General features: G+C 55.8%; 14 protein-coding genes. 13 read left to right on the top strand and 1 reads right to left on the bottom strand.

Going from position 1 to position 16,994, the window contains the following annotated elements:
* Positions 1-90 precede the first annotated feature (90 nt).
* Complete coding sequence (locus tag ACN0Q0_RS08045; RefSeq protein WP_417242874.1) at positions 91-996, bottom strand: LysR family transcriptional regulator; 906 nt, start codon at positions 994-996, stop codon at positions 91-93.
* Between the two features lie 65 nt (positions 997-1,061).
* Here ACN0Q0_RS08045 and ACN0Q0_RS08050 point away from each other — a divergent pair, with 65 nt between their 5' ends.
* From ACN0Q0_RS08050 to ACN0Q0_RS08110, 13 genes are all read left to right on the top strand, one after another.
* On the top strand, positions 1,062-1,538 hold the full coding sequence (locus ACN0Q0_RS08050; protein WP_417242875.1) for a DoxX family protein: 477 nt from the start codon (positions 1,062-1,064) through the stop codon (positions 1,536-1,538).
* A 50-nt stretch (positions 1,539-1,588) separates the two neighbouring features.
* Complete coding sequence (locus ACN0Q0_RS08055; RefSeq protein WP_417242876.1) at positions 1,589-2,155, top strand: NADPH-dependent FMN reductase; 567 nt, start codon at positions 1,589-1,591, stop codon at positions 2,153-2,155.
* A gap of 41 nt (positions 2,156-2,196) precedes the next feature.
* Positions 2,197-2,937 carry a pirin family protein gene (locus ACN0Q0_RS08060; protein ID WP_417242877.1) on the top strand — a complete coding sequence of 247 codons (741 nt, stop codon included), beginning with the start codon at positions 2,197-2,199 and terminating at the stop codon, positions 2,935-2,937.
* Positions 2,938-2,996: 59 nt separating this feature from the next.
* On the top strand, positions 2,997-3,956 hold the full coding sequence (locus ACN0Q0_RS08065) for a pirin family protein (RefSeq protein ID WP_417242878.1): 960 nt from the start codon (positions 2,997-2,999) through the stop codon (positions 3,954-3,956).
* A 377-nt stretch (positions 3,957-4,333) separates the two neighbouring features.
* Positions 4,334-5,281, top strand: a complete 948-nt coding sequence (locus tag ACN0Q0_RS08070; RefSeq protein WP_417242879.1) for a D-ribose ABC transporter substrate-binding protein — start codon at positions 4,334-4,336, stop codon at positions 5,279-5,281.
* 61 nt (positions 5,282-5,342) lie between these two features.
* On the top strand, positions 5,343-5,990 hold the full coding sequence (locus ACN0Q0_RS08075) for a DUF2291 family protein (RefSeq protein WP_417242880.1): 648 nt from the start codon (positions 5,343-5,345) through the stop codon (positions 5,988-5,990).
* Positions 5,991-6,022: 32 nt separating this feature from the next.
* Positions 6,023-7,540 carry a sugar ABC transporter ATP-binding protein gene (locus ACN0Q0_RS08080; protein WP_417242881.1) on the top strand — a complete coding sequence of 506 codons (1,518 nt, stop codon included), beginning with the start codon at positions 6,023-6,025 and terminating at the stop codon, positions 7,538-7,540.
* Positions 7,537-8,598 (top strand): ABC transporter permease, encoded by a 1,062-nt coding sequence (locus ACN0Q0_RS08085; RefSeq protein ID WP_417242882.1) that lies wholly within the window; start codon positions 7,537-7,539, stop codon positions 8,596-8,598. The genes ACN0Q0_RS08080 and ACN0Q0_RS08085 overlap by 4 nt, the downstream gene beginning before the upstream one ends.
* Positions 8,599-8,613: 15 nt before the next feature.
* Positions 8,614-9,633 carry a Gfo/Idh/MocA family protein gene (locus ACN0Q0_RS08090; protein WP_417242883.1) on the top strand — a complete coding sequence of 340 codons (1,020 nt, stop codon included), beginning with the start codon at positions 8,614-8,616 and terminating at the stop codon, positions 9,631-9,633.
* Entirely contained in the window at positions 9,630-11,369 is a 1,740-nt protein-coding gene (locus tag ACN0Q0_RS08095) for a hypothetical protein (RefSeq protein WP_417242884.1), read from the top strand. The genes ACN0Q0_RS08090 and ACN0Q0_RS08095 overlap by 4 nt, the downstream gene beginning before the upstream one ends.
* A gap of 24 nt (positions 11,370-11,393) precedes the next feature.
* Positions 11,394-12,134 (top strand): transcriptional regulator NanR, encoded by a 741-nt coding sequence (gene nanR / locus ACN0Q0_RS08100; RefSeq protein ID WP_417242885.1) that lies wholly within the window; start codon positions 11,394-11,396, stop codon positions 12,132-12,134.
* A 593-nt stretch (positions 12,135-12,727) separates the two neighbouring features.
* Entirely contained in the window at positions 12,728-13,870 is a 1,143-nt protein-coding gene (locus ACN0Q0_RS08105; protein WP_417242886.1) for an efflux RND transporter periplasmic adaptor subunit, read from the top strand.
* Positions 13,867-16,968, top strand: coding sequence for an efflux RND transporter permease subunit (locus ACN0Q0_RS08110; protein WP_417242887.1), 3,102 nt, complete (start codon positions 13,867-13,869; stop codon positions 16,966-16,968). The genes ACN0Q0_RS08105 and ACN0Q0_RS08110 overlap by 4 nt, the downstream gene beginning before the upstream one ends.
* Positions 16,969-16,994: the final 26 nt, after the last annotated feature.

Genomic DNA, 16,994 nt, shown 5'->3' on the forward strand with positions numbered 1-16,994 from the left:
TGACAAAACTGACAGGAATTTTGCTAGGGGGGTGTGGGACTGCCTGAAAAAGTGGCTCGATAAACAGAGCAACTGTTCATGGTACGTCTCTTAGGCCACCCAAGGAAGCCGCTTGGCTGTTGCGAGCAGATGATCCACGAAAAGACGTAGTCGTGTGGACTGGAACCGGTTTGGTGGATACACCGCAAAAATCTCGCGTTTTGGAAAGGTTTCGAGGTCGGGTAAGATGGTCTGTAACGCGCCGCTCTTTAGATATTCGGACACGTAGAAAATTGGCAAAATAACAATGCCAATGCCTTCCAACGCAGCTCGGCATAAAATGTCACCGGAATCCGCCTTGAAAGTGCCCTGCAACGAAACCTGCCCTTTGCTCCCGAATTTGTCGGTATAACGCCATTCATGCGGCCCTAAATTCCCTGTGAATGCGAGAAGGTTGTGATTTGCGAGATCACCAGAGCTTTGCGGTATTCCGTGCTTGCTGAGATAACTGGGACTTGCGCAGAGTACGAGCGGACAGTCTGCCAAACGCCGCGCGATCAAGGTTGTGTCCTTTAGTGACCCGATGCGTACCACCAGATCGAACCCTTCGCCTGCGACGTCCACAAGGCGATCATCAAGGCTCACGTCCAGTTCGACTTCGGGGTGTGCCGCCGCGAACGTGGCAATGGCGTCACCGAAATATTTGATTCCCAGACTTTGCGGCAGGCTGACTTTCAGTGGTCCACGGGGCCGCGATTTCAACTCGTTGATCCGCTCTTCTGCCTCTTTCAGATCTTCCAAAGCCCGCGAAGCCCGTTCGTAATAAAGTGTGCCTTCTTCGGTAGGCGACACATTGCGTGTCGTGCGGTTCAACAGTTTGACCTGCAAATCCTGTTCAAGGTTTTGGATCTGCTTGGATACGGCAGAACTGGTGATCCCCAAAGTCTGCGCTGCACCGGCAAAACTGGTGGCTTTGACCACCGCGACAAAGACGCCAACGCGGGAAATATGGTCCATGCTTATTATCAACCAAATGGAATGAGTAATCTTCTGAATGACAGTATTATCAATCTAGAGGTCGCATGCAATATCACCTCCAGAACAAAAACACATCTGGAGAAAAGATCATGACACAGCAAAACGAATTGAACTACGGCGCATTCATCATTCGCGTTTCCCTTGGCGTTGTCCTTTTAGCTCATGGGCTTTTGAAGGTTTTCGTCTTCACGATCCCCGGAACCGTTGGTTACTTTGACAGTCTCGGCCTGCCTGCGGTTGCAGCCTATCTGGTGATCTTTGGAGAGCTTGTTGGTGGAGCCGCACTTGTTACCGGCCTTTATTCGCGCCTTGCGGCGGCCCTGTCTCTGCCGATCCTGGCCGGTTCTGTCTGGGCCCATGCTGCTAACGGTTGGTTGTTCAGCGCCCCAAACGGCGGTTGGGAATTCCCGGTGTTGCTCGTCGCACTGGCTGTAGCCGTCACCGTTCAAGGTGGTGGAGCCTTTGCCCTGCGCAAGCTGCCAGTCGTTGATGGTTTCTTGCCGACGGCTTTGAAGGCCTGAATTGATAACGAACATCACAAAAGAAAGCTAAGACAATGACAAAGCTCCTTATGTTCGCGGGCAGCGCTCGCAAAGCCTCTACAAACAAACGGCTCGCGGCCTTGGCCGCGCGCACCGCTAGAGAAGCAGGCGCTGAGGTCACTCTGATCGACCTCGCCGATTTTGATATGCCGATCTACAATGGCGATATCGAAACAGATTCGGGTTTGCCCGAAAATGCAAAACGTCTGAAGCAGTTGTTTGTTGAGCATGACGGTTTTTTCATCGCCTCGCCTGAATACAACAGCTCGATCTCGGCGGTGCTGAAGAATGCGCTGGACTGGATTTCGCGTCCTCATACAGAAAACGAACCGGGCCTCTGGGCGTTTCAGGGCAAGGTTGCAGCCATCGGATCCGTAGCCCCCGGTGCCTTGGGCGGGTTGCGTGGCCTCGTGCCATTGCGGATGATGTTGGGCAACATCGGTGTGACAGTTGTGCCAAACCAGGTCGCGGTATCTGACGGGTTTAACGCCTTTAATGACGACGGTGGGCTGCTCGCTGAAATGCCTTCGGGAATGCTGAACGCAACCATAACGCAACTGATTGAAACAACAGGCGCGCTGAAACGCGGCGCCTAACCGCGGCCCTCCGGCATGCGTTTTCAATAAGGAATGAACACATGACACGTCACCAAAATATCACGACAAACAACGCTCTTACCTTTACCAAGCGGCCCGCGCATGAACGTGGCAAGGCTGATTTTGGTTGGCTCAAGTCGGCGCACAGTTTTAGCTTTGGTCAATACTACGACCCCGCACATCTTGGCTTTGGCAACCTGATCGTGATCAATGATGATCTGGTCGCGGGCGGAAAGGGCTTTGGTCAGCACCCCCACAAGAACGCCGAGATTTTCTCATATGTTATGGGGGGCGCGCTTGAGCATAAAGACAGCATGGGCAACGGTTCGGTCGTATCCGAGGGCGGCGTGCAATACATGAGCGCCGGCTCGGGTGTGACCCATTCTGAATTCAATCCATCGCAAACAGACGAGATGCGGTTTTTACAAGTCTGGCTTCTGCCTGAGGTTGAGAACACAACACCTACCTATGAGACCATTCATCTGACGCCGTCTGATAAGGATGGCACACTGAAGCTGTTCCTGTCGAAAGACGGGCGAGACGGGTCAATGAAATCACAGGCTGATGCGAGTGTGTATGCGTCTACGCTTAATGGCGATCAAACGATCACGCAGGAGCTATCTGCGGGTCGCAAGGCGTGGGTTCAGGTTGCTGACGGATCTGTCCGCGTGAACGATGTTGCTTTGAACAAGGGCGATGGTCTGGCGATTGATGGCACAGGCACACTGACCTTCGATCAAGGCCAAGATGCCGAGTTCTTGTTTTTCGACCTCGCGCCTTAACTCTCTATTACTGGCGACCGCTTAGGCCGCCAGTGCCGCCCCTAACAAAGGAACACGTCATGAGCTGGAACCCCACACAGAACCCGGAATGCCCCGCATCCGGCGCCAATAGCATTGAAACGCTGATCATTCCGCGCGCCCGCGATATCGGCGGCTTTGACGTGCGCCGTGCACTGCCGTCACCAGACCGGCAGATGGTCGGGCCGTTTATCTTCTTTGATCAGATGGGGCCGGCTGAGTTCATTGACGAAGGCGGCATTGACGTGCGCCCGCACCCCCACATCGGACTGGGAACTGTCACCTATCTCTATGACGGTGAGTTCGAGCATCGGGACAGTATCGGCACCCATCAGATGATTTACCCCGGCGAAGTCAACTGGATGACTGCAGGTAAAGGTGTCACCCATTCCGAGCGGACCAGTGTCGAGACCCGCGCCAAACGCAACAAACTGTTTGGCATTCAAACGTGGATTGCGCTGCCCGCAGACAAAGAAGAAATGGAACCGGACTTTGAGCACCACAAAGAAGGTGCCTTGCCCGTTATCACCGACAACGGCACCACAGCGCGTTTGATCTTGGGCAATGCGTTCGGAGAGGTCAGCCCTGTCACAATGCAATCAGAGACATTTTACCTTGATGTCATACTTGAAGCAGGCCGCGCTTTCCCCATGCCCGACAACCACGAGGATCGCGGCGTATATGTGACCGAAGGCAGTGTCGAAGTTGCGGGTGACGTGTTTGAGGCCGGCCGCATGATGGTGTTCCGCCCCGGCGACCGCATTTCGCTCAAGGCGGGGCCGAAAGGCGCGCGTCTCATGGCGCTTGGCGGAGCCACTATGAATGAAAAACGCTATATTTGGTGGAATTTCGTATCGTCGTCAAAGGACAGGATCGAACAGGCTAAAGAAGATTGGAAAGCAGGCGATTGGGAAAATGGCCCCTTCAAACTGCCCGAAGGCGATGACGCCGAGTTTATTCCGATCACTCCGGAACTTGATCGGACGCGGCCCAAAGGCTGATCTCCGCGGGAGGGTGGTGCCGGGCTTTGCCTTGAGGGTCTGCAAAAGAGGGCGTGTCGGACGATTCCAATTCCTCAATTTTCGTCACAATCGCGGCGCAGCGCGCGTACTCCGTCAGTCTCATTCGGTAAAATTATAAAGGATCCCATCGATTGAGCTGCCGCGATTTTGGCGCAAGAGACTTCGTTTCTCCATTTATTTCAATTCGATAAGTCACTTCAGTGATACGGCGTGACATGCATTATCTCTTTGATGCTGCACCGGAAAGAGTGGTAGTGATCATACCAGTTGACAACACGATAATTATATCTCAGGCTCACGGTAGACCGTAGGAGGACGCACAAGAAACGTGTCGGCCGGTCAACTGGAGGAACCTTATGAAACTTAACCGTCGTCATTTTATGTCTGGTGTTGCGGCTGCTGCCGTTCTGCCTTTGGCGCGCCCCGCATTTGCATCGGAAAAAGGCCTGATCGCCATTATCACTCCGAGCCACGATAACCCGTTTTTCAAAGCCGAAGCCGTCGGAGCAGAGGCGCGTGCTGTTGAGTTGGGGTATCAAACCTTGGTCATGGTTCATGATGATGACCCGAATAAGCAGTCTGAACTGTTTGACACGGCGATCGCTCGTGGCGCAAACGCAATCATATTGGACAATGCTGGCGCAGACGCGACTGTGGCCGCAGTTCAGCGCGCCAAAGACGCCGGCATTCCTTCGTTCCTGATTGACCGAGAAATCAAAGAATCCGGCATCGCTGTGAGTCAGATTGTATCGAACAACTATCAAGGAGCCCAGTTGGGCGCAGAAGAGTTCGTTCGTCTGATGGGTGAAGCAGGCAACTATGTAGAGCTTGTTGGCCGTGAAGCGGACACCAACGCGGGGATCCGTTCGTCCGGCTACCATGACATCATTGACCAATATCCCGATATGGTGATGGTTGCCCAACAGTCTGCAAACTGGTCGCAGACTGAAGGCTACGAGAAAATGGAAACCATCCTGCAGGCAAACCCCGATATCAAGGGTGTCATTTGCGGAAACGATACGATGGCAATGGGTGCATGGGCCGCTCTTGAAGCGGCCGGCCGCACTGACGTTATTGTGGTCGGCTTCGATGGCTCGAACGATGTTCGTGACTCCATCCTCGCTGGCGGTATCAAAGCGACCGTTCTTCAGCCTGCTTATCGTCAGGCGCAGATCGCTGTTGAGCAGGCAGATATGTATCTGACCTCTGGCGCGACGGGTCAGGATGAAAAGCAGCTTATGGATTGTGTTCTCATCAACGGTGACAACGCGGCCAAGCTCGAGACTTTCGCTCTTTCTGCCTAAGTGCTCTCCCTGCGGGCGGCCAGATCATCTGGCGCCCGCTTCTTAATCTTAAGGACCCAGAATGCGCGATATCATCACGCCGCTCGCGATCCTGTCTTGTGCATTGCTGCCTCTGGCCGGATGCAAGGTCGTCAAAAACCCTGATCCTGATTCAGCATCCACCGTGGCTGCCGAAATGACAGACGAAGCTCGAATGGCCGTTTATGCCGATACCATTTGGGCTGAACGCGTTACCCCTACGATTGCTGAATATTCAATCCCGTTTTCCGAATTTAAGGAGCAGTTGGCTGCAGATGGGCTCGACGCCGTCGGAAACGCCCATGGGTTACGTCCCGAAGGCGAGGCCAACCCTTGGAACTTTGCCGTCACAGGTGAGGGGGTGGTCGTTGAGGCAAATACACAAAGCCGTGCAGCTAAACTGATGGTCGATACGGATGCCGATGGTGCGTCGGATCTAACCCTGCAGCTTGGTCCTGTTATTCGCGGTACGGCGCTCCGTGATGCTATGCCGTTTATCGTTTTCACCAATTTTCGCGATCAGATCGAATTTGCGAAACTGGCACGGGCGTTGAACGATCTTGCGAACTCCAATCTGTCATGGCCAGAGGGCGATTTGGTTGGTCGGTCTGTTTCGTTCGAGGGAGTTTTCACCCTGCGGAACAAAGGCGATGCTGTTGAACTGGTGCCGACCGAATTGCAGGTGGAATGATGGCGCAAGAGAAGCACCCTATCGGACTACGCATGCGCGGCGGCACAAAAATTTACCCCGGAACCGTCGCGCTTAAAAACGCGGACTTTGACTTGCGCATGGGGGCGGTCAACGTCCTCGTTGGTGAGAACGGGGCAGGTAAGTCGACCATGATGAAAGTGATCGCAGGGGTGGAACAACTCTCCTCTGGGTCGATTTTTGTCGGCGAAGACGTCGTTCACCTTGGCTCGACCGAGGATGCGGCGCGGCACGGGATTGGGATTGTGTTCCAGGAACTCAACCTCTTTCCGAATATGACCGTTGCCGACAATATCTTTATCAACCGCGAACTGACCCGATACGGCGTTGATATCGACCGCAGTGCTCAGCGTGAGGCAACGCGCGCTTTGATGAAACGGTTGGAGCATGACATCGATCCAGATGCTCTGGTTGGCGATCTGAAGGTCGGGCAACAGCAGATTGTCGAAATCGCAAAGAGCCTCGCCCAGAATGCGCGCATCCTCATTTTGGATGAACCGACCTCGGCCCTCTCTGCGGCCGAAGTCGAGATCCTCTTTCGCGTGATCGAAGAGCTAAAGCGCGATGGCGTAGGCATCGTTTATATCTCGCACAGACTTGAGGAACTGATCCGCGTTGGGGACTACATCACCGTCCTGCGCGATGGTGTGATTACGGGGGCGCGTTCGATGGAGGGCGTCGATATCCCTTGGATCGTGCTGAACATGATCGGTGACGCGAGTAAGGATTTCCCCAAAACCATCGATCATCCATTTGGTGATGACGTGTTCCGCGCCGAAGAGGTTTACCTCCCGAATTCATCCGGCGGGTTTTCTGTGAATGGCGTGTCGTTGTCGTTAAAGGCGGGCGAAATTCTGGGTATCTATGGTCTCATGGGGGCCGGGCGGACCGAGTTTGTCGAGACAGCTATGGGGCGCTACCCCCATGCACGCGGCCGAATTTTCGTTGATGGTAAAGAGGCCACATCCCCTCATGTGTCCGACCGGATCAAAATGGGCCTCGCGATCATTCCCGAAGACAGAAAGCAAGACGGGCTCGTTCAAATTCTGTCGATCCGGGAAAACATGACACTCTCGTCGCTCGGTGATTTGTCGAATATGGGGCACCTTGATCTCGCCAAAGAGAAGCAAACCGTTGGTGAGTACGTCAAACAACTGTTGATCAAGATCGCCTCGCCCGAGAATCCCGTCTCATCCCTTTCTGGCGGCAATCAGCAAAAGGTCGTCATCGGTAAGGCATTGATGACCAAACCCAAGGTTCTTTTGATGGATGAACCTTCGCGAGGGATCGACATCGGTGCAAAAGCCGAAGTGTTCCGGGTCATGCGCCAACTTGCCTCCGAAGGGTTGGGTATCATTTTTGTCACCTCCGACCTTGAGGAGGTTTTAGGCCTCTCGGACCGGATCATCGTGATGTCAAACGGCCGGATTACCGGCGAATTCACAAAAGAAACAGCGACCGAAACGGGGCTGATCACAGCATCAGCCGTAGGTCACGCTGTCACTCATGAACAGAAGGAAACCGCATCATGACGGCCATTAGCACTTCGACCGTCCCTTCGGGCAACGCCAACGCACTTCTTGTGCTGCTAAAGGCGCGAACCTTCATCGCACTGATCCTGGTGACAGTCTTCTTTTCCGCCTTTGCGCCGAACTTTTTGTCGGCGGCGAACCTCGTCATCATGTCAAAGCACGTGGCATTGAACGCCTTCTTGGCGATTGGCATGACCTTTGTGATTGTGTCGGGGGGGATTGACCTGTCTGTGGGGTCAATCGTCGGGCTTTGTGGAATGGTCGCGGGGTATCTGGTTCTAAACGGCATTGATGTCGGTCTGGGTTGGTCGATCCAATTCAACACCCTCGAAATCTGTCTGATCGTGATTGCCGTGGGCATTTTTATCGGTGCGATCAACGCGTTCCTTATCACGAAACTGAACGTCGCTCCGTTTATCGCCACGCTCGGTACGCTCTATGTCGCGCGAGGCACAGCGATGCTGTCTTCGGACGGGCGTACATTCCCCAATTTGAACGGCAATGCGGAATACGGGTCAGATACGTATCGCTGGATTGGTGCAGGTGACATCCTTGGTATTCCAGTGTCGATTTGGATGCTGATCGCCGTTGGTCTCGTCGCGGCCTACATCGCAGGCCGCACGCCTTTGGGCCGTTTCATCTATGCCGTCGGCGGAAATGAACGCGCGGCGGGGTTGTCAGGGGTTAAGGTGAACCGCGTCAAGTACTTCGTCTATATGTTCTCCGGGCTTTGTGGCGCTCTGGTCGGGATTATCATTTCTTCGCAATTGGTTGCATCCCACCCCGCCACAGGCGACACTTTCGAACTGAATGCGATTGCAGCGGCCGTCTTGGGCGGCACGTCCATGGCGGGTGGCCGTGGTAAAATCGGCGGGACTATCGTTGGTGCATTCGTGATCGGTGTTTTGTCGGATGGTTTGGTGATGATGGGTGTTTCATCATTCTGGCAGACCGTGATCAAAGGTCTTGTTATCATCGCGGCTGTTGTGATCGATCAGGCTCAACAACGAGTTCAAGCACGAGTCGCGCTGCAAGCGCAAGCTGCAGTGGGCCAGTAAAGGGAGGGGCGAGAGATGCGCGTTGCACTCATTGGCTGCGGTTTCTTTGCGACGAACCAACTGCATGGTTGGAAAGGGATCGAGGGTGTCGAGGTTGTCGCCCTATGTGATCGTGACGCGGATCGGCTCAAGGTCGCGTCGGCGATGTTCGATAGCGTCCGGACATATGCCGATGCCGAAGAGATGTTCGCCGACGGCGGGTTTGATGTCGTGGATATCGCGACAACGGTCAATTCGCATCGTCCGCTTGTTGAACTGGCTGCCGCACACAACGTTCACGTCATTTGTCAAAAGCCGTTTGCGTTGAATATCCAAGATGCGCGCGCAATGGTCGACGCTGTGAGCGTCACAGGGAAAACCTTGATGGTGCATGAAAACTTCCGCTGGCAGTCCGCCGTTCGCGCTGTGATTGCTGCCGTTCGAAGTGGCGTGATTGGAGAGCCTTTTTTCGGGCGCGTCAGTTTCCGGTCGGGTTATGATGTGTTTTCTGGCCAGCCCTATCTGGCAGAGGGCGAACGATTTATCATCGAGGATCTTGGTATTCATATCCTCGATATTGCGCGGGCATTGTTTGGCGACGCATCGCGCATCACGGCCACCACCCGACGCATCAATCGCGATATCAACGGCGAAGATGTCGCCACGATGATGTTGGAACACGACAGTGGCGTGACATCTGTAGTTGATTGTTCGTACGCGACCAAACGATCGCCAGAGACATTTCCCGAAAGCCTGTTGGAAATTGATGGCGATAAGGGAACAATTCGGTTGGAGGCAGGGTATAAATTGTCGATCCAGATCGGCGATGATGTGACCTATCAAGATGTTTCGCCGCCCGTGCTCGAATGGGCGTCACGTCCTTGGCACAATATCCAGGAAAGCGTGCAGATCATTCAAAGCCATTTTGTCGATTGCATTAAAAATGGTGTGGAGCCTGAAACGAGCGGCAAAGACAATCTGCAAACCTTTGGCTTAGTCGAGGCAGCCTATCTGTCGGCAAAGGAACGGCGGACCGTTGAGTTGTCCGGACTATGACGGATGCAGTCGAACTATATGGCACTGATATTCCCGACGCTCCGGCTGAACGGATCGAGGTCGGGCAACTGTCGTTCAGCCTTCAAGGCGCAGCAATCCGCCATATAAAATTCGGCGACGTAGAACTGCTTCGCGGTATTGCGTTTCTCGTGCGGGACCGTGACTGGGGCACCCTGTCGCCTAAGATCGTTGAAATGTCACGGTCGCCGGATGTGGCTGAATTTGGGTTAACCTTGCAGATGACCTATGACAGTGCCGGCGCAGAGATGGTCGCTACGGTCAACGTGACCGCGACTGAGAGCGAACTCTCGGTGCGCGCAACGGGGCAAGTCAACGCCGCCTTTGAGACGAACAGGACAGGCTTTACAATTCTTCACCCTGCGCATGTATCGCGGTGTCCCGCGGTCGTTGGTCACTCGGATGGATCCACCGAAACAACGACGTTCCCCGACCTGATCGAACCGTGGCAACCGTTCGTGGACATCACATCCCTAACGCACGAGGCCCAAGGGTTTCGCGTTACCTGCGACTTGAACGGCGATACCTTCGAGATGGAAGATCAACGCCAGTGGGGCGATGCATCGTTCAAGACCTATAACCGTCCTCTCGCCTTGCCTTGGCCATATGAGATCCAAGAGCGCGAAACCGTTCGGCAATCCGTTAGGTTACGATGGGGGCCATGCTCTGCTGATGAAAAGGTTACTCGCGACGAAGATATGGAGGTAACTTTTCCTGATACCGCTTTGGTTCTCACTGCAGCGGACGCGGTGCGACTGGTCAACAACCAAGCGGATCTGGACGCTGTGCGCCCGCAACGGCTTCTTTGTCATATCGATGTGGCGTTGGGAGAGGTCGAGGCGCAGATCCAGGCGTTCGGCACATTGCAGGCGCTGGTGCCTGACATCATCTACGATGCGGAACTGATCTGTCTGTTCGCGCCCTCTGTTCGCGATGAGTTAACGGCGATGGATACCGCAATGAAAGCGGCATGGTTCAAACCGGATAGCGTTTTGGTTTGTCCATCGGTCGATCGCCAATCAACACCTCCCGGGTCGGAGTGGCCAGACTGTCCACCACTGGATGAAATTCATTCGGTTGCGGCAGAGGTCTTCCCGCACATTGTGCGCGGTGGTGGTATGGTGAGCTTTTTCCCCGAGCTGAACCGCAAGCGCCCGCCTTTGGAACGTTTGAGTTTCGTATCCCATGGGCTGTGCCCAATCGTTCACGCTGCGGATGATGTGTCTGTTATGGAGACGCTTGAGGCGATCCCGCATATTCTTCGGTCTGCCAAAGCCATTCTGGGGGCCTGTGAATATCGCCTTGGCCCCTCGACCATTGCAATGCGCCAGAACCCTTACGGCAATCGCACCATTCCTAACCCACAGACTGATCGCGTGTGTATGGCACATGATGACCCACGCCATCGGGCTCGTTTCGGCGCGGCCTATACGCTCGGCGTTGCCGCGTCGATTGCGATGTCTGGAGTGTCCGTCTGGACGCCTTGTGCTGTCTATGGCCCACGCGGTCTCACCGGGCCGATTGTCGAGGTCATTGCGGCCTTGGCCAGATGTGCGGGTCAACCCGTTCAATCGGCAAGCGTGGCGAACGGCACGGCCACCCTCGTCATCGGGTCCACAAAGTTTGACGCAAACCTGACGCCTGCAACCACCAACGAACTGGGTCCATTTGAATGGCGTCAATCGCACCTTGATGATGAACGCGGACAGCCTTTATAACCATGCAGTCACTTTAAATAAAAAATGGAGCAGGGCATGATCCCGACGGCTAACAAAAAAGCGGACTCGGACAAAATCGTTCGGCGCAAGCTGTCAGATCAAGTACTTGATAAACTGCGTGAGATGATCCTCACCCATGAGCTTGGCCCGGGTGATTATATGCCATCCGAGCGGGCTTTGATGGAACGGTTTGGCGTTGGTCGTCCCGCTGTGCGCGAAGCGCTCCAGTCGCTGCACAATAGCGGCCTCATTAGCATCAACCACGGTGAACGCTCGCGCGTAAATTCGATTGATGCGGGTACGGTGCTGAACCAGTCAGATGAAATCGCGCGCCTTGTGTTGAGTGCTGCACCGGCGAACCTTGAGCATCTCAAGCACGCACGCCAGATGTTCGAGTTGGGGATGGTGCGCGTCGCGGCACAAAAAGCGACGGCCGGAGATGTTGCCGACCTTCGCGCTATTCACGAAGAGCAAAAATCGAATACGGGTGACGCTATGGCCTTTATTGAAGCCGACATGCGGTTTCATCTTCGATTGGCCGAAATGACAGACAACCCGATTATCGTTTCTGTGTCCCAAGCGATGTTGGGGTGGCTCTTTGAATACCACGTCAGCCTATTGCATTGGTCCGGCAAAGAAGACGTCACGCTGGCCGAGCATGAAGAAATGATCAACCTGATCGAAAAGCACGATGTTGAGGCCGCCGTCGCGACCATGGCCCGACATATTGAGCGGTCCTCTGGTGAATTTGAGGCGAAAACCTAACGGGTCCGCCGCCGTCTTTGATCCAGTCAAAGAAATCGAGGGGGCCATCCGACCGCCCTTTAACGCGATCTCAAGCCGGTCATGATTTTCACCACCAGAGCCGATGCACAGCGATGCCGCAGGCCCCGTGGAGGCGATGGCCTTTCGGGCTTTCAAGCCTGAAACCCGCATACCGTGACCATAGGTCTCCCCATCCGAGATGACTGCGCGTGTGAGGTTTGCGGTGAACCACAAGAAAGTGAAGCGCATCTACCGCCAAGAGAAACGGCAGATGCGGGGCAGGGCTGGCAGACGTTTTGCGACCGTGTGTTCGATCGCCAAACTGCAGCGTGCTTGCCCATAGCGCAACCCGCGCCATCGGTGGCGCGATTTTCCTTTGGAAGTATGAGAACGGCATCACTCTTGGTGCGGCACTGAGCCGTGCTTGGGGGGGGGAGGCGCCTCTCGGCTGCTCTCAGCAACCGGCGAATAGGCATTTGCCCATCCGCCAAAGAAATATCGACGGAGTAGGCCTCGTGCTGCGTATCACCTACTGCACGTCCGGCTCTGGGTGTGAACTATCACCGCGCCAAAGGCTCGACGAAAGGCCAAACATGAAAAAGCTACTCTATGTCACCGCGTCACTCGCCATCCTTGCAGGCGCATATGTGTGGTCGTTTGGTGTGCCGGGCGGACCGCTAGCAGGCGCGGATGGTCAGGTGCCATTTGCACAGGGTGCGGGTGGTTCGGGCGGACCAGGTGGGCCTGGCGGTCCGGGTAGCGGCGCGACAAGCGTCGTTTCGACGCCGTTAGACAGGCAACCGTTCGAGGATACCTTCCGTGCGATCGGCAATTCAGAAGCGATAAACAGCGCGACTGTGACTTCGGATGTGTCCGGCCGGATTGTCGAGGTCAACCTGGCCCCGAACGCGCGGGTCGCGCAAGGGGATGTGTTGGTTCAGCTTGACGCCCGCGCCGCCACGCTATCCCTTGAAACCGCTCAAAGTGAATTGGAGCAAGCCCGCGCGACGGTCACCCGCTACGAACGCCTTCAGCAGTCAGGGAATTCGACGGTTACCGATGTGACAATATCCGAGGCGCGGCTGACCCAACGCCTTGCCGAAGCCAATGTCGCGCAGGCTGAACTCGCTTTGGAGGACCTCACCATCCGAGCCCCGATTTCCGGAAAGGTCGGCTTGAGTGACGTGAATGTCGGGGATTTTCTTACCGCCAATACGCCGATCGCGACGATCGATAACGCCAGTGCCTTGTTGGTGGAATTCGAACTGCCCGAGCGGTCTGTCGGCATCCTCGCGCTTGGGCGTGAAGTCATTTTGGAGACACCTTCCCTGACAGGACGCAACTTCCTCGGCAAGATCGCGTCTTTTGACAGCCGGATCGACGATGTCACCCGAAGCGTGACCGTTAAAGCGCAGGTCGAGAACCCTGATGACGTGCTCTGGCCCGGAATGACCTTTACCGCACGGATCAATAACGTGAGCGATCCTTTACTCGTGGTCCCGACAACGGCCATCACATGGTCACGTGACGGAGCGAGCATCTGGTTCGAAGACGACGGCAAGGCGCAAAGCATCTCCGTTACGATCCTGCATCGCCGCGATGAATATGTCTGGTTGGATGTCGACCTGCCCGTCGGCACGATGATCATCACCGAAGGGGCGCACAAACTGCGTGCGGGAACGGAAATTTCCGGTGCGAACACGGCAGCTCAACAGCCTGATCGGGATCCGACATGAGCATGCCCACGATTCAACGCGCGGCCTCTGGCTTGGCCGATCTGTTCGTTGCGCGACCCATTTTCGGGTTTGTTGTTAATCTCTTGATCCTGATTGCCGGTCTCGCCGCGCTCACCTCTGTCGATGTGCGCGAGATGCCCGATGTCGATCAGCCGGTGCTCTCGATCCGCACCCAATACGACGGCGCGACACCCGCAACGGTCGATCAGGAAATCACACAGGTTCTGGAGGACGCGCTGAGCGCCCTCGAAGGGCTGTCCTACATCGAATCCAGTTCTTCCACCGGTACAAGCAGCATCACAATCGATCTGTCAGACGGCACAGACATCGATGTGGCCGCCAATGAAGCACGTGAGATTGTGTCCGCAACAGTGCAACTGCCGGGCGATCTCGAGAATGATCCGTCTGTTTCCAAGTCCGACAGCAACGCAAGTGCGATCATTCGCCTGGCGGTTTTGGGGGATGTGTCGCTGGATGAGCTGACCGCCCTCGCCGAAGGTCCGATCTATAGCCGGCTGTCCCTCATTGATGGCATTGCCGAGGTCACAACCCGCGGTGACCGTTCAAACGAGTTCCGCGTCAGCCTTGATGATCGCCTCTTGCTCAGCCGCGGCCTGACGGTTTTCGACGTAACCGCAGCCCTTGCCGATCTGCGTGACGACACGCCTCTTGGCGAACTTGCGACCAACGCCCAAACGATCGCCCTGCAGGTCGGAAACGCCGACGTCACCGTTGAGAGCATTGGAAACATCCTGATCGGCGCGAACACGCGAATTGCAGATGTGGCACTTGTTCAACTGTTGCCCGAGGACACCGACGTCTCGACGCGCGTGAACGGGCACACGGCCATCGGTCTGGATATCACCCGCCAATCCGAAGGAAACACTCTCGAGATCTCACGTGCTGTGACCGTTGCCGTCGAAGAACTTCGCGAAGAGCTGCCTGACGGTGTCGAGCTTATAATCTCTACGGACGATGGCATTTTTATCGAAGGCGCCCTGAGCGAAGTCATAAAATCTATCGGCCTGGCGACAGGGATTGTGATCCTTGTGATTTTCGCATTCCTGAGGTCCTTTCGCGCAACCCTTATTCCCGCAATCACCATTCCAGTCGCTTTGGTCGGTACGCTTGCTGCGATCTGGCTGACGGGGTTTTCGATCAACACGATTAGCCTCTTGGCTCTGGTTCTGGCGACAGGGATGGTGGTGGACGACTCCATCGTTGTGGTCGAAAATATTGTGCGCAAACGCAAAGACGGCATGGGCGCATTCGCCGCCGCCGCCGTTGGCACGAACGAGGTGTTCTTTGCCGTTATCTCGACCACAGCGACACTTGCCGCCGTGTTTATCCCCATTTCGTTCCTGCCCGGTCAGGCCGGCGGCGTGTTTAGCGAATTCGGCTTTGTGTTGGCCTTTGCCGTCACATTGTCCTCCATCGCGGCTTTGACACTGGCCCCCGTTCTGGCGGCCCTTCTGGATCCCGGCCAAAACACCAAGACATCGCAGCAAACCCCACAGATACCCGGCCGCCTGTCACGCGGATTTGATTGGGTGATCGATCACGCCATCCGCGCGCCCCTCTTGGTGCTGGCCATTGCCTTTGGCTTTGCTCTTATTGCCGCCGGTGCGGCGAGCACGCTCACCTCAACGATCACACCCACAGAAGATCGCGGGTTCTTTCTGGTTCAGGCCCGCGGGGCCTCCGACACGACCGCCGAATATCTGGACACACAAATCACCCGGATCGAAGAGATCCTGGCACCGTTTCAGGAAAGCGGGCAGATCACTTCGGTTCAAAGCATCATCGGTCTGGGTGGGGGGACCTCTGCCTTCGTTGTAGCGCGCCTGCCAGATTGGGTGGACCGGGATTGGTCTCAACAAGAGCTGATGGAGCCGATCAATGGTATGCTTTCGACCGTGCCCGGCGTGCAGGTCTTTGCAATCTCGCCCAATAGCCTCAACATTCGTGGCGGCGGGAACGGGCTGACCTTTGCGGTCAGCGGCACCAACGTTGACGAGATGACAGAGGCCGCCGGCGCGCTTGTGGCCGTCATGGCACAGGACGATGCCTTCTCTAATCCGCAGGTGTCAGGCGACAGCGTACAGGCGCAGTTTGAAATTACCGTAGATCAGGAAATGGCTAACGTCTTTGGCTTGAGCGAAGCCGAGATCACCAAAACAATCAGTGCCCTGACACAAGGTACCGTCGCGGTCAGCGTCTTTGTCGACGATACGGAAATCGACGTGCGTGTGGTCCCCGGAGGGCGGCCAATCAACGACCCGAATGACCTCGAGGACATCCAGCTCCGCCTGCCTAGCGGTGAATATGTCCCTCTTTCCTCCACGGCGACATTGACCCCCGTGGTCAGCCAATCCTCTATCGAACGTCAGGGCGGCACATTGGCCGTGTCGATTCAGGCCAACCTTCCGGATGGTGTTGATCTGGGCACCGCGATGGCCCGCGTTGATGAACTGGCCGCCGAAACCCTGCCCGATGGTATGGGGATCGTTTATACCGGTGAGGCCGCATCGCTCGGCGATAGCCAGTCGGGTATGTATATGGTGTTCGGTGTCGCTGCGATTGTCGTATTCCTCGTTCTGGCCGCGCAATTCGAAAGTGTTGCAAGCGCTGTTGTTATCATGCTGACCGTGCCTTTCGGCCTTGCCGCCGCGCTGTTGGCCATTTCGATCACAGGTGGTTCGCTGAACTATTACAGCCAGATCGGTCTGGTTTTGTTGATCGGGGTGATGGCAAAGAACGGGATCCTGATCGTCGAATTTGCCAACCAGTTGCGCGAAGCAGGCCAAGACATCGACAGTGCCATTCGTGACGCCCTGCGCCTGCGTATTCGCCCCGTGATGATGACAATGGTCTCGACCGTCTTTGGCGGCTTGCCTCTTGTCCTGTCTTCGGGCGCGGGGGCCGAGGCGCGTGTCGCGGTCGGTTGGGTCATCGTCGGCGGACTTGGCTTCGCCACGGTCTTTACCCTGTTCCTGACGCCGGTGTTCTATCGTTGGATCACCGTCTGGGGCGCACAGCCCGGGTCGTCATCGCGCCGTTTGCAGCAAGAGATAGACATGCTGTCAGCCACGCAGTGACCCCGAACAGCCGCGTCTTTCGCACC

The organism is Celeribacter sp., assembly GCF_048259695.1.
Lineage (GTDB): Bacteria > Pseudomonadota > Alphaproteobacteria > Rhodobacterales > Rhodobacteraceae > Celeribacter.